Consider the following 13,464-nt stretch of genomic DNA (forward strand, 5'->3'; position numbering starts at 1 on the left):
AGATATTCTGTTTGAATATCTCCACATGTTCTCCAGAATAAGAACAAAGCCAAAATAGAAATGATGTCCTTAATGTCCACGATGCTTTGCTTTTCTTTTTTCGACTTTTCGTTGCCATTTTCGTTCGGTAAGTGCTCGTTTCAGTTCTTTACTTTTTTCTTTGCGTTCCTGCTTTCTCTCTTCCAGCGCCAGCTTGAGCGCCTCTTGGGCAAATGTCGTTACACCACGTTGTTTCAGCTCTTTCGCTGCTTGCCGAGCCAAGCGTTTTGGATTTGTCTTTTTCTTCTTTTTGGTTTTTACAGCAATCAATGTATTTGTTTGTTCAATCAGCTCCAACATTTGATATTGAACAAAGTCCCAAACTTCCTGGTCTTTTGGCTCTGTTCCAAAAATCGTCTTGGCCGCTTTCAATTTTTCTCCAATCTGTTCTTCGACCACACCAACCCAAAATTGACTTTGTTCATCAAAATAAACGGTCAGCTTCATGAACAATCCCCCCAAAATATTCAGCAGTGATGGACATCCCCGGGGAGAAAGGGGAAGGTTACTGACATGGAAACCAACTTCCATGCAACCGGACTACCAACCGGTTCGTGTTTTTACACTGCTTTTTTTATCATAATGAAATCATATTTTTTATTATAACATGTTTTTGTCCCATTCTTTTCATTCATCTGGAAAAACAGGCAGCTCTATGGTAAAGGTGGTTCCCTCTCCACATTCACTCTCTACACCTATCGAACCTTTGTGTGCTTCCACAAATTCCTTGGCAATAGCCAGTCCAAGCCCTGCTCCTCCTAATGATCGATTACGTGAACCTTCCACACGATAAAAACGCTGAAATATGTATGGTAACTTTTCAGGAGGGATCCCTGGTCCATTATCGATCACCTGAATCTTCACTATCCCCTGAGCTTGACACACTGCGACTTTCACCTTTCCACCATGCTCTGTATATTTGATCGCATTCCCCAACAAATTGATCAGTACTTGTTTCATCCGCGAAGAATCCCAGTATACTTCATTCAAAATCCTGCCCTCTATTTCTACTTTGATCTCCTTTTCAATCGCCTGAGTTTTTAAAATATCAACGATTTCCTCTAACCATGCTTGAAATCCAAACCAGCTTCGCTTTAAAGAAATCTGGTTTGCTTCAGCCAGACTCAGCTCTTGTAAGTCATGGATTAATCGTTGCATATGAATCGTCTCATCAACTAATGGAATGAGCTGCTGAATGGATACAGCTTTTCCTTCTAACACCAATGTTTCCAATTGACTGCGCAAGATCGTAAGTGGAGTACGTAACTCATGGGCAATATCGGCAATCATGTGCCCCCTTAGTTTTTCTTCTTTGATAATCCGTTTCCCAAGTTGATTGAGAGATTGGACTACCTCGGCAAATTCATCTTTATCCCTCCAAGGATGCTGATTAAGGTGAGGATAGTTTACTATTTCGTTGGCAATCTGAGACAGCTTGACATACTGTTGCCAATAGTAATACCATGTAAACCCAATAAAACCAATCCCGCCTAACCATATCAATAAAAAAAGGATGATCTTCCAACTAAGATCCAAAGACCCCGTCAAAAACGAACTTGTGACTCCAAGAGTAAATAGAAGAATTAAAAAAATAAAGAACAGATTCATCCTCTTCATCAATCATCCTCCAATGTATAGCCAATGCCGAAAATGGTTCGGATTCCCACAAAATCAGGCGCAATCTCTTTCATCTTTTTTCGCAAGTTATAAATATGTGTATCAATGGAGCGTTCATATCCTAAATATTCAGTGCCTAACACCATCTCCACCAATTGTGAACGACTGTAGACACGTCCAGGATGCGCTGCTAATATGGATAAAATTTTAAATTCTGTTTGGGTAAGGATTAATTCTTCTTCGCCCAGCCAAGCTTTGTATTGACATGGTGAAAGAGCTAACTCTTTAAAACGAATGAACTCCTCTTCTTCTTCTTTGGAATGGTTACGTCCCACCCTACGCAAAATCACCCGAATTCGAGCTACCAATTCACGCATGGAAAAGGGTTTGGTAATATAATCATCCGCTCCTAGTTCAAGTCCCAGTAACTTATCTACTTCATCCGTTTTAGCTGTTAAAAAAATAATGGGCACATCGGAAAATCGGCGTATCTCCCGACATGTCTCAATGCCATTTAATCCTGGCATCATCCAATCCAACAAAATAAGATCTGCTTCATTTCCCTGTGAAATATATTTGATCGCTTTTTCTCCTGATGAAACAGTCTTTGGATAAAAACCTTCTTGCATTAAGTACTTACTTACTGTATCCAAAATTTTTTGCTCATCGTCAACAATCAAAATATTTCTTCGCATGGAATCTCCCTCTCTCTAAAGCAAAAATAAAATCCTTCTCCTCTTAGATTGTTGGGAAAGGATTTAAACATAAGGTCGTCTTCCATCTTGTATCTGTCAACCAGAAAAGGAACCCCTTTAAGATAAACACATCTTGAGAGGAAAACGACCCACTTTTCAATCATCTTAGCTTATATAACGCGTAGCTTCTATTGGGGAAACTTTCAAAGCCTTTCTTGCCGGCAAAAATGCACCAAAAATAGAAATGACTAAACCTAGAACAAAGTAAAGAAGAATTTTGAACAAAGGAAACGCTTGTCTATATTGTTCGATCTGTTCAGTCTGACCAAATGGCTTTAAAATCAGAGACCCAGCATAAACACCCATTCCAATTCCCAATACAATCCCAAGGAAAGCGATGATAAACCCTTCACTAAATATACTCCAGTATACTTGTTTCTTTTCGATTCCCAAAGCGCGAATCATGCCCAGCTGCTGCTGACGCTCCTGAACTTGTCGGAACATAATCACCATCAATCCTGCCAAACCGATGACGGTTGCCAAGAAACTAAACGATTCCAGCAGAGAAAAAATCACTCGAATAAATGATTGACTTACTACAAGTTGTTGCTCAGGATTTAACAATTGAAAAGCTCCTTGTTCTGTCACTTCTTTTTGCACTTTTTTCGCTATTGTCCTTAATTGCTCTTTGTCATGTACACGAAACAGCCATACATTTTCTGTTTTTTCAGCTAGCCGCTCTACTTCATTTTGGTTCATCCAAATTCCATAAGAGATAAAATAACCGTAACTTTCCGAATAATATTTAGCAATTGCAATTAATTTTTTGGATACAACTTTTCCCTCTACTTGAATAGGTACTTGTTCCCCAATTTGATATTTTTTACGCTGATCTCGTTCTATCAAACCAAGATCACGGCTCGAAATCACCACAACTTCTGGATCTTGAGCCACCTCTTGCCATACCGCTTGATCTGATTTAAATCTCGTTTCTTTCTGTTCCAATACAACTTGGTTATGTTCAGCAAATGATTGATCGATCCCATTCACTTTAAAGTCGGGGTAAGTAAGGGATACATTGGCCTGAATCACTGATGTCACACCAGAAATCTGATTTTTTTCTATATATTTGGACTTATTTACTATATCTTGTAATGCCTTGGTCGAAAGCTGACGTTCGCTCTGGGCAGCCAGATCATACCCTCCCAATGCTTGACGTGCCTCCATCCGATCTGTCCAACTGGCAAATGCGGAACCAATCATACTCGCAAATGCGGTTAAGAAAAGAACGATCATAAACATAAACAAGATCAATATGGTCCGTTTTTGATAAGCAATAGGATAACGAAAAGCGATCTGCAAAGTAGCTACCCATTTAGAGTGACCTTGTAAACCTTTTAATATAGAAGACAATAAAGTCGGGAAGATAAACTGAAGACACCATAACGAACTGACAAAAACAAAGAGTACCGCTCCTGCGTAAAAATAGTTTTCTTGATCTGGGAATCGTTTCGTAAGCCAATTTTGGCAAGTAGGCGTCAAAGTGATCATGATCAAAGCAAGTGTAAACAGTGCCAACACCGTATAAAAAACTTTTTTCCATTTCATACGCCTTTTTGCTAGTGCCGAATAGTTCATCGGACTTTTGGTAATTTGAAGCATACTTACAATATTTTGCTTTGAGGCTCGCCAAGAAATCCACATCATACTGAAATATACAAGGCAAAATCCAATCCCGCCTGCAGTGAACAAGAAATAAGGATCAACTGTAAACTGGTAAGAAATCTCGATCTCATCTCGATATTGCGACATCAACTGAATCAAACTTTGCAATTGCTGCAGTGCTAATATGGACAGCCCAATGCCAAGCACCATTCCTAGTAAGCTAGAAACGCTTGCATAGACAATCCCCTCTATTCGTAATACACGCGATAAATCTCCCGTATTCATCCCGATGGCTCGGATTACCCCAAGCTCTTTTCGTCGTTCTTCTCCAATCATTTTAAAGATATTGAACACAAGGACAATGCCAATAACAATCGCAACTAAGCTCGTGATAAAAAAGAGATGGACAAATTTTTGAATATTATTCACAGCATGAAGAACATCATTCTTCACTTGATGGATTTCCCATTTTTCTGCTGGAAAAAGATCTGAAGCAACAAAGCTCGCGAGTAAAAGATTGGTATATCCTTCTTTAAGCCCCATGATCTTTCGAGCTGTCTCCAATGAAAGAAAAGCCGTTGCTTTCCCCTGTTTGGTACCTCGATAGCCTGTTAAACCATGTTCGGGTACGATTTTTTTGACTGTAAATACTTGTACTGTATTTGGTGGAATAACCAATTGAACTTGTGCGCCCTCTTGTACCCCTAATTGGGCTGCTGCTCGTTTGGAAAGAACGATTTCACCCGGTTCTATCGGTGAGGGAATGGACTGTACTGCTTTAACATCCCATTTTAAGGCTTCTTGATATGAAAAAGCATGAAAAACGATATGTGGAACAATATTTTCTTTTCCCCTTGTCAAATTGCCGTAAAAAGTAACAACTGGTAAAGCAGATCCTTTCTCTAGCTTGCTTTGAACTTCTTTCCAATCTTGCTCTGAAACTTTTCCCGTTTGGGTAGTTACATCACTTTCAATCTTTCCAATATGAGTTGTTTCGTACTCCTGCAAACTAGCCTGTAGAGAAGCATATAGCATAAACGCTGAAGTAATAAGTGCTGTTCCCACCATCGAACTAATTAGAGTAAAAAGGGTCGTACGCCTATGCATCTTCGCATTGTTCCACGCCATCCGACATAAGTGCGGTGCCCGCAACCAATAATAACTGATTATTACCAGAAATAAAACAACGCTCCCTATTCCTATTCCAATCATTTTACTCGTCCTTTCGCACTCACATCATAATTCTGTTTTCGACGTGGATCACGCTCTTGAATAACCCGGCCACTATCCATATAAATGATACGATCAGCGCGTTCTGCAATTTGAGGATCATGGGTCACGATGACAATCGTGGTTCCGTCCACACGGTGAAAGTGATCAAATAGATCCATTACCATATTACTGGTATCTCGGTCCAAAGCCCCTGTTGGTTCATCGGCCCAAATGATTCGAGGCTTATTGACAATTGCCCGTGCCAACGCAACTCGCTGTGCTTGTCCACCCGATAGTTCAAAGGGATAGTGCTGAGACCGATCTTTCAATCCTACACGAATCAACGCTTCTTCTGCTTGTTTACGTGCGATACTCCCTTTCACTCCTTGCGATAACAGCGGTAACTCTACATTTTCCACTGCGGTTAATACCGGTATTAAATTATAACTTTGAAAAACAAATCCCATTTTCTTCAAACGATAAAGATCTCGGTTTTTTTCCTTCATGTCATGTAATCTTTTTCCTTCAATGAGCACTTTACCTTGCGTAATCTGATCAATCCCAGACAAACAGTTGAGTAAACTGGTTTTTCCACAGCCAGATGGCCCCATCACAGCTACCATCTCACCTTGCTGAATTTCTAAGGATATTCCTCTTAATGCTTCAACTCTACTTTCACCTTCCCCAAATATCTTCCATACATCTATCGCTGAAATCAAAGGATTCACTTTCATCAATCTGGCTCCCTTCTGTTTGTTTGATTCTTCTCTATATTACTTTGCTTTCATCCAGAACATATCAGAAAGTTTTCAAGAAATTGTCAAGATGGAGGAGAAATTTTTCAATACCCTGTTTGATAACTCTTTGGCATTTTCGGCTCGCTTCGATACAATAGAGGTTGACAAAAAATGAAACGGAGACATGAAACATGGTGAAACAAAAAGCATGGAAGAAAAATAAAAAGATTCATTTACATAAAGGCCAGGAAGTGGAACTTTCCATACGTCGGTTAGGGATTAATGGGGAAGGAGTTGGTTACTATCAGAAACAAGTGGTATTTGTTGATGGAGCGATCCCTGGAGAAATTGTAGTTGCCCGGATCACGGACATAGAGAAAAACTTTGCCAAAGCCAAACTGATTCGTATCAAGAAAAAATCAGCCTATCGGACTGATCCCCAATGTCCAGTCTATGACACATGTGGCGGTTGTCAACTACAGCATATGGACTACCGTTTTCAACGTCGTTTGAAACGGGAGTTAGTACAGGAAGCGTTTCGCAAATACACACATCTGGATGAAATTCCTATTGAACCCATGATTTCCATGTCAGAGCCTTGGACTTACCGGAATAAAGCACAGCTTCCGCTTCAGCAGATCGGTAACCGAGTTGCCATGGGAATGTTTTCGGCCAAATCCCATCGCCTGGTGCAAGTGGATGACTGTCTGGTTCAGCATCCCTTAGTAAACCAAGTATTAAGTGTGACTCGTGAAATCATTGAGCAACTCAAAATCTCCGTTTATGAGGAACGTAAACATCAAGGTGTGATTCGCCATTTGGTGGCAAGGATCGCTTTTGCTACAGAAGAAGTGCAATTGGTCCTGGTCACTCGTACAAGTTCTTTTCCTGAAGAAAAAACACTGATATCCATGGTCACTGAACAACTTCCACAGGTAAAAAGTATTGTCCTTAACCACAACCCTCATAAAACTTCACTAATCTTTGGGGATAGAAATCGCTTGTTATGGGGAAAAGAAAAAATTACGGAAAAGCTGGGAGAGCTTACTTTTCTTCTATCACCACGAGCCTTTTTTCAACTGAATCCAGTTCAAACAGCCAAGCTTTACGAAGAAGTAAGGAAACTCGCAAAGCTTACTGGAAGTGAAACAATCATTGACGCTTACTGCGGAGTAGGTACGATTGGCTTATGGCTCGCCAAAGATGCAAAAAAGGTATTGGGCATGGATACCATTCCTGAAGCGATAGAGGATGCCAGAGAAAATGCGAAAATCAATGGTATTGAGCATGCAGAATACTTTGCAGGTGAAGCTGAATCTCTTTTGCCTGACTGGATCCAGAATGGATTGCAACCCGATCTGGTCGTAGTGGACCCACCACGAACCGGCTTGGGGCAGCCGCTGATTGACACTTTATTAAAAGTGAAAATTCCTCGCCTTATCTATGTCTCTTGCAATCCTTCCACATTGGCTAAAGATTGCCATCAGTTGCTGCAAGGAGGTTACGAACTGAAACGTATTGTTCCTCTCGATATGTTTCCGCAAACAGCACATGTCGAGAGTGTGACCTTATTAGAGGCTATTTGAACAAACACTGATAGTGACTCAAAACTCTCAACAAAATTTCCAATCCCCACCTGAGCTCCACTTTGACTATAAAAAAATGATGAACCCGTACCACACTATTGTGATACGGGTTTGTTAAATTCTTCAAATTCTCTATGATTCCATCACTTTATCCATACTTGAACTGTGTTTTAATAATCCCCATAAATAGCCGAACAACATACCAGCAACGGCAGGAATAAGCCAACCCATTCCTTCATTAAACAATGGAAGCTGACCATAGAGATTCATGATGCTTGATCCGGGTTCCAAGTGTGCAGCTTTTAGTCCATCCACTACACTGACAAGCGCAGTCGCCATAATGGTACAAATATAAACTTGCGAATAACCTCGAAAAACACGATCCAGGAAAGAAAGGAAAATGAGTGCAATCGCTACGGGATAAACAGCAACCAACACAGGAACAGAGAATGAAATTAACTGGGTCAAACCGAAATTGGCAACAACCAGGCTAAATCCAATCGTAATGATCAACATCATATTATAGGATGCCTTTGGAATTCGTTCAGAAAAATACTGTGCACATGCTGTAGAAAGTCCAATCGATGTCGTAAGACAAGCCAAGGTTACAACAACGCTTAACAAGATCGCACCAGCACCACCAAACAAATGATAAGACACCTTACTTAATATTTGCCCACCATTTTCGGCTGAGCCCAAGCTTTGGCTCGTGGCTCCTAAATAACCCAATACCAGATATACAAACGCTAAACCCAGAGCAGCAATGATCCCAGCTTTTACCGTATTGAAAGAAATCTGCTTCGGATCCGTCACTCCTCTTTCTTTGACAGCTTGAACGACGACAATCCCAAACACCAATGCTCCCAATGTATCCATCGTTAAATATCCTTCGACAAATCCTTTAAAGAAAGAGTGTTTAGCATATAATTCAGTTGGTTGACCGAAATCTCCAATCGGAGTAATCAAGCCTTTAATGAAAAGAAGCGTAATAGCGATAAATAAAATAGGTGTTAATATTTTACCAATGATATCTACAAGCTTGGAAGGATTTATACTTAACCAAAGGGTTACCGCAAAGTACAAAAATGTATAAACAATTAACGGCCAGTTCTCCCCTTTTAAACTATCAGGTAAAAAACCACTCATCAGCTCAAACGAAACCGTACCGGTACGCGGAAGAGCAAATAAGGGGCCGATGACCAGATAAACCAAAAAAGTAAAAAAGATTCCAAATTTCGGATGGATCTTGCCCGCTATGGTTTGTAAACTCCCCCCAGAATAAGCGACAGCTACCACACCCAAAAGCGGTAGCCCCACACCCGTGATTAAAAAACCAAGAATGGCGGTCCAAAAATGATCTCCTGCTGCTTGACCTAAAAAAGGTGGAAAAATCAAATTTCCTGCACCAAAGAATAATGCAAATAGCATAAGTCCAATAGATAAGACATTATTTTCTGATTGTTCCTTCATTTTAACCCTCCTTTATAGCTGTAATTATATAATAAATAAAAGCATGCATCTAATAAAAATTTATTTCTTTGATTTTAATTTTTATTAAAATATATTATTTTAATATATTTTATGATCCTTTTACCAAATACAAGTCAAAAATCATAATGAAAAAAATAAAAAGCTGCCGACATATCGTCGACAGCGTTTTTTTATTGAAGTAGGACTCAGATTTTACATAAGTAAAATTCCTAGAGCCGATACAACCGCAATCACAATACCGGCAATCATGAAAATCGTATAAAAAGCAGAACCTTTTTGGTTTAAATGCATAAAGGTAAACAGTTGCAAAAAGACCTGGATCACAGCAAACACCAAAATGAGTGGCAAAATCATATTTTCCGGAACTACATCTGTAGCTACCAAATAAAAGGCTGCTGCTGTCAAAGCAATCATGACGATGAAAGCAAAAATGTGTTTGGCTGTGCCATCTGGTTTATGTGACATTTCATTGGTGGTTTTTTGGTTTGTATTCTCTGACACCGTTTAACCCACCTTTCCAAGCAAATACACAAGTGTGAAGATGAATACCCACACAACGTCAATAAAGTGCCAATACAAACTGCTTACAAACAGCTTTGGTGCCATTTCATAAGTAAGGCCCCTTCTAGCAGTTTGGATCATTAAGGTCATAATCCAAGCAAGCCCAAATGTCACGTGGGCACCGTGGGTACCAACCAAAGCATAGAAGGAAGATCCAAACGCACTACTTGTAAATGTGTGACCTTCATGTACATAATGCACAAACTCGTAAATCTCCAGAATCAAGAACGCCAACCCTAGTAATACAGTTACACCCAGCCAAAACTGCATCGCACCTTGTTTCAGACGATTCATGGCATTCATAGCCAGAACACTGGTTAAGCTACTGGTCAACAGGAAAAAGGTAGCCAGACCAACCAATTTTAAATCATACAGTTGTTGGGTTGTAGGCCCACCCATGTTGGCATTGCGCAAGGCCAGATAAGTACCGAACAAACAGGCAAAAAGGACGGTTTCGGCTCCGAGGAAGAGCCAGAAACCCAATACTTTGTTTTTTCCTTCAAAGGTCGCAGTTTCCAAGTGGCCAGGCTGTTTCGGACGGTCATTGGGATGAATATGCGAAGCCATAATTAAGCTTTAACCTCCTTAGCCTTAGCCGAACCAACAATTTCTTCTGGTTCGATATGGTATCCAAAATCTTGTTGGAAAGAACGGACAAACATCGAGATAAACACCACGGCAATTCCAATGACTGCGACTGGAATCGCATGGGCAACAAAACCGTAACCCGCGATAAACAGTCCAAGCGACATGATCACTGGAATGTAAGATGGCGATGGCATATGAATAGGTCCTAACGGTTCAGCAGGAGCCATACCTTTGTTTCCTGCTTGCTTTTCTATCCAGAATGCGTCATAACCACGTACAAGCGGCAACTGGGCAAAGTTGTATTCTGGTACTGGAGATGGGACCGACCACTCAAGAGTACGACCATCCCAAGGATCTGCAGGAGCCAATTCTTTGCTTCTTGCCGTTTTAATTACGTTAATGGTAAAGATGATCGTACCAAGTACCATTCCAACTGCACCGATCGAACTGAGCATGTTAAGTGATTCCAATCCGTAACCGGCTTGGTATGTGAATACCCGGCGTGGCATTCCAAACAGTCCCAGGAAGTGCTGTGGGAAGAAGGTCAGATGGTAACCGATAAAGAACAGCCAGAAATGCCACTTGCCCAATCTGTCGTCAAGAAGCTTGCCAAACATTTTTGGCCACCAATAATAAGCTCCGGCAAACAGGGCAAATACCGTACCACCTACAAGCACATAGTGGAAGTGGGCTACAACGAAATAGCTATCATGATATTGGAAGTCAGCTGGTGGAACAGCCAGCATAACCCCAGTAACTCCACCCATCACGAACGTTGGAATAAATCCAACAGCCCATAGCATTGGGGTTTTAAAATGCAACTCACCGCCCCACATCGTAAAGAGCCAGTTAAATACCTTGATACCCGTCGGAACACCAATCGCCATCGTCGCGACCGCAAAGATCGAGTTAGACATCGGCCCAAGACCGACTGTAAACATATGGTGTACCCAAACCATGAAGCCCAGGAAACCAATCACGACGGTTGCAAACACCATAGAGGTGTAACCAAACAGACGTTTTTTCGAGAAAGTGCTAATCACTTCGGACATGATACCGAAAGCCGGCAGGATCACGATATATACTTCCGGATGACCGAAGATCCAGAACAAATGTTGCCAAATGACTGGGCTTCCACCCAACGCAGGGTCAAAGAAGGCAGAACCAAATACCCGGTCAAACATGAGAAGCAGCAATCCTACCGTAAGTGGTGGCATCGCAAATAACAAGAGAGCAGATGTAACAAAAGAAGTCCAAGTAAACATCGGCATACGCAGGAACGTCATTCCTGGTGTGCGCATATTAATGATCGTTGCAAGAAAGTTAATACCGCTCATCAACGAACCGATACCACTAATCTGCAATCCAAGAACATAATAGTCAATTCCTGGACCTGGGTTAAAGCCCATTAAGGCCAAAGATGGATAAGAAGTCCATCCGGCATTTGGAGCTCCACCAAAAATCCAGGATAAATTCAGTAGCAATCCACCAAAGAAAAACGCCCAAAATCCAAGTGAGTTCAAAAACGGAAATGCTACGTCTCGAGCCCCGATCTGGAGTGGCATAACCACGTTAATGATTCCAAAGATCATTGGCATGGCTGCCAAGAAAATCATCGTGGTACCATGCATGGTCAGTAATTTGTTAAATGTATCTCCAGTAAAAAGATCATTATTTGGAACAATCAACTGTAAACGCATGAATACAGCTTCCAGACCACCGATGAGCAGAAAGAAAAATCCAGACATAAAATACATAATCCCGATTTTCTTGTGATCCACTGTTGTGAGCCAATCCCACACCTTGGAATGCCGCACACGTTCAAGGAAGTCCTTATTATAACCCCCCGTTAAGATTGCGGCCAAAAACAAGGCAAGGACAAGAACGACCAGAAGTGTGCCCACAATCGTCCCTCCCTCAAAGTAAAATCAAATTCTTCACTTCTATTTGCTATTCATGAGATATTCCATGAGACTTTTCATTTCTTGATCATTTAAGTAATTGATCTTGGGCATTCTCGCACCCGGTTTAACCGATTCCGGATCCTTCAGCCATTTTTCTAGGTTCTTTTCGTTTTTAGGCAAGAAACCGGCAATCGTATGCCGTGTGCCGAACTTCGACAAGTCTGGGCCTTTAATCTTTGGATCAGCTGTAGCATGGCAGCTCAGACAGTTTTGCTTAAAGATTTTTTCACCCTCTTTTTCAGCCACCGTGGTTGGCTTGTGAGGTGTAGTCATTTGTGCAACCCATTTATCAAAGTCAGCCTGTTCATGAGCATAGACTTTAAAGTCCATCAATGCATGGCCTGCACCACAAAGCTCAGCACATTTCCCCTGGTATTCACCTGGTTTTTTCGCATCAAGCCACATGGTATTTACTTTTCCTGGAATTACGTCCATTTTACCACCCAAGGCCGGAACCCAGAAAGAATGCAATACATCTTTGCCATAGATTTCCAGGTAAACTTTTTTGCCTACCGGGATGTGAAGCTCTTGTGCTGTTTTAAAACGTTTTCCATTTGCATTTAAGTATTCAAATTCCCACCAATATTGATACCCAGTTACCTTGATTTTTAGTGCATCTGCACTTTTTGGCTGGGCCGATCCCAAGTTAAAGGTGGTTTTCACTGTTGGGACAGCGAGAATTGCTAACAGGATAATTGGAATCGCAGTCCACACAATTTCCGCCAATGTGCTTCCATGCACTTGTTTCGGCGTACGAGACACACCTTTTCTCTTTCTAAATCGCACGATGACATAGATAAAAATAGCCATAACAACTGCGAATACAAACAACATGATATAGATACTAAGCATGATCAAGTCTAACTGTTGTTCTCCTGCAGTTCCTTTGGGCTGTAATGCATTTAGTCGTGGATCTCCACAACCAGCCAAAAGGAACGCCACCAGTGCGAATACAGACAGTACCCGCGACAAATGTTGACGACTCACCACAATCAAACCTCACTTTCTGTTACATTGGCTGAGCTAACATAGTGAATAAACAAGATTAAACTGAGCCTTTTCCCTCATTTCATTTTGTTATACCTCATCACTCTGGGCTCATCACTCTGGGTGTGATGCTTCACAGGTCGCAGGCAAAGATCAGCCGATCGACCAATCTTTGCCTGCGACCGACATTTCGTCTCACACAAAAAAAGAAACAACTACCCAGCCACATACTCTGTTTTGCAATACAGAAGTCAAGATGTTGGGAAAAGCACTCACCTGTTGATTAAATTTAACAGTTTTCATAGCTTTAATCTATATTCAG

The 13,464-nt window shown here is 41.1% G+C and carries 11 protein-coding genes; 1 reads left to right on the plus strand and 10 read right to left on the minus strand.

The features are described 5' to 3' along the window. Positions 1-69: 69 nt before the first annotated feature. From BMZ78_RS00120 to BMZ78_RS00140, 5 genes are all read right to left on the minus strand, one after another. Positions 70-486, minus strand: a complete 417-nt coding sequence (locus BMZ78_RS00120; RefSeq protein WP_093226935.1) for a YjdF family protein — start codon at positions 484-486, stop codon at positions 70-72. 180 nt (positions 487-666) lie between these two features. After that, positions 667-1,656 (minus strand): sensor histidine kinase, encoded by a 990-nt coding sequence (locus BMZ78_RS00125; RefSeq protein ID WP_093226937.1) that lies wholly within the window; start codon positions 1,654-1,656, stop codon positions 667-669. Further along, positions 1,656-2,351, minus strand: a complete 696-nt coding sequence (locus BMZ78_RS00130) for a response regulator transcription factor (RefSeq protein WP_093226938.1) — start codon at positions 2,349-2,351, stop codon at positions 1,656-1,658. Before BMZ78_RS00130 ends, BMZ78_RS00125 begins: the two co-directional genes overlap by 1 nt. 165 nt (positions 2,352-2,516) lie before the next feature. After that, positions 2,517-5,123 (minus strand): ABC transporter permease, encoded by a 2,607-nt coding sequence (locus BMZ78_RS00135; RefSeq protein ID WP_175482210.1) that lies wholly within the window; start codon positions 5,121-5,123, stop codon positions 2,517-2,519. A gap of 101 nt (positions 5,124-5,224) precedes the next feature. Further along, complete coding sequence (locus BMZ78_RS00140) at positions 5,225-5,962, minus strand: ABC transporter ATP-binding protein (RefSeq protein WP_093226941.1); 738 nt, start codon at positions 5,960-5,962, stop codon at positions 5,225-5,227. 194 nt (positions 5,963-6,156) lie between these two features. Here BMZ78_RS00140 and rlmD point away from each other — a divergent pair, with 194 nt between their 5' ends. Then, entirely contained in the window at positions 6,157-7,551 is a 1,395-nt protein-coding gene (gene rlmD / locus BMZ78_RS00145; protein WP_093226943.1) for a 23S rRNA (uracil(1939)-C(5))-methyltransferase RlmD, read from the plus strand. A 132-nt stretch (positions 7,552-7,683) separates the two neighbouring features. On the opposite strand, the gene brnQ is transcribed toward rlmD, so the two are convergent. From brnQ to coxB, 5 genes are all read right to left on the minus strand, one after another. Further along, entirely contained in the window at positions 7,684-9,021 is a 1,338-nt protein-coding gene (gene brnQ, locus BMZ78_RS00150; protein ID WP_093226944.1) for a branched-chain amino acid transport system II carrier protein, read from the minus strand. 213 nt (positions 9,022-9,234) lie between these two features. After that, positions 9,235-9,543, minus strand: coding sequence for a cytochrome C oxidase subunit IV family protein (locus BMZ78_RS00155; RefSeq protein WP_093226945.1), 309 nt, complete (start codon positions 9,541-9,543; stop codon positions 9,235-9,237). A gap of 3 nt (positions 9,544-9,546) precedes the next feature. Beyond that, positions 9,547-10,170 (minus strand): cytochrome (ubi)quinol oxidase subunit III, encoded by a 624-nt coding sequence (locus BMZ78_RS00160; RefSeq protein ID WP_093226947.1) that lies wholly within the window; start codon positions 10,168-10,170, stop codon positions 9,547-9,549. Positions 10,171-10,172: 2 nt separating this feature from the next. Further along, complete coding sequence (gene ctaD, locus BMZ78_RS00165; RefSeq protein WP_425263899.1) at positions 10,173-12,008, minus strand: cytochrome c oxidase subunit I; 1,836 nt, start codon at positions 12,006-12,008, stop codon at positions 10,173-10,175. Positions 12,009-12,134: 126 nt separating this feature from the next. After that, a complete protein-coding gene (gene coxB / locus BMZ78_RS00170; protein WP_341849617.1) occupies positions 12,135-13,145 on the minus strand; it encodes a cytochrome c oxidase subunit II in 1,011 nt (336 codons plus the stop codon). Positions 13,146-13,464 lie beyond the last annotated feature (319 nt).

The sequence above is a fragment of the Thermoflavimicrobium dichotomicum genome (assembly GCF_900114055.1).
Classification (GTDB): Bacteria; Bacillota; Bacilli; order Thermoactinomycetales; family Thermoactinomycetaceae; genus Thermoflavimicrobium; species Thermoflavimicrobium dichotomicum.

What these genes read in the sequence shown, in the direction of transcription:
- BMZ78_RS00120 (WP_093226935.1), bottom strand. Translation starts at nt 486, where the DNA reads ATGAAGCTGACCGTTTATTTTGATGAACAAAGTCAATTTTGGGTTGGT.
- BMZ78_RS00125 (WP_093226937.1), bottom strand. Translation starts at nt 1,656, where the DNA reads ATGAAGAGGATGAATCTGTTCTTTATTTTTTTAATTCTTCTATTTACT.
- BMZ78_RS00130 (WP_093226938.1), bottom strand. Translation starts at nt 2,351, where the DNA reads ATGCGAAGAAATATTTTGATTGTTGACGATGAGCAAAAAATTTTGGAT.
- BMZ78_RS00135 (WP_175482210.1), bottom strand. Translation starts at nt 5,123, where the DNA reads ATGCATAGGCGTACGACCCTTTTTACTCTAATTAGTTCGATGGTGGGA.
- BMZ78_RS00140 (WP_093226941.1), bottom strand. Translation starts at nt 5,962, where the DNA reads ATGAAAGTGAATCCTTTGATTTCAGCGATAGATGTATGGAAGATATTT.
- rlmD (WP_093226943.1), top strand. Translation starts at nt 6,157, where the DNA reads ATGGTGAAACAAAAAGCATGGAAGAAAAATAAAAAGATTCATTTACAT.
- brnQ (WP_093226944.1), bottom strand. Translation starts at nt 9,021, where the DNA reads ATGAAGGAACAATCAGAAAATAATGTCTTATCTATTGGACTTATGCTA.
- BMZ78_RS00160 (WP_093226947.1), bottom strand. Translation starts at nt 10,170, where the DNA reads ATGGCTTCGCATATTCATCCCAATGACCGTCCGAAACAGCCTGGCCAC.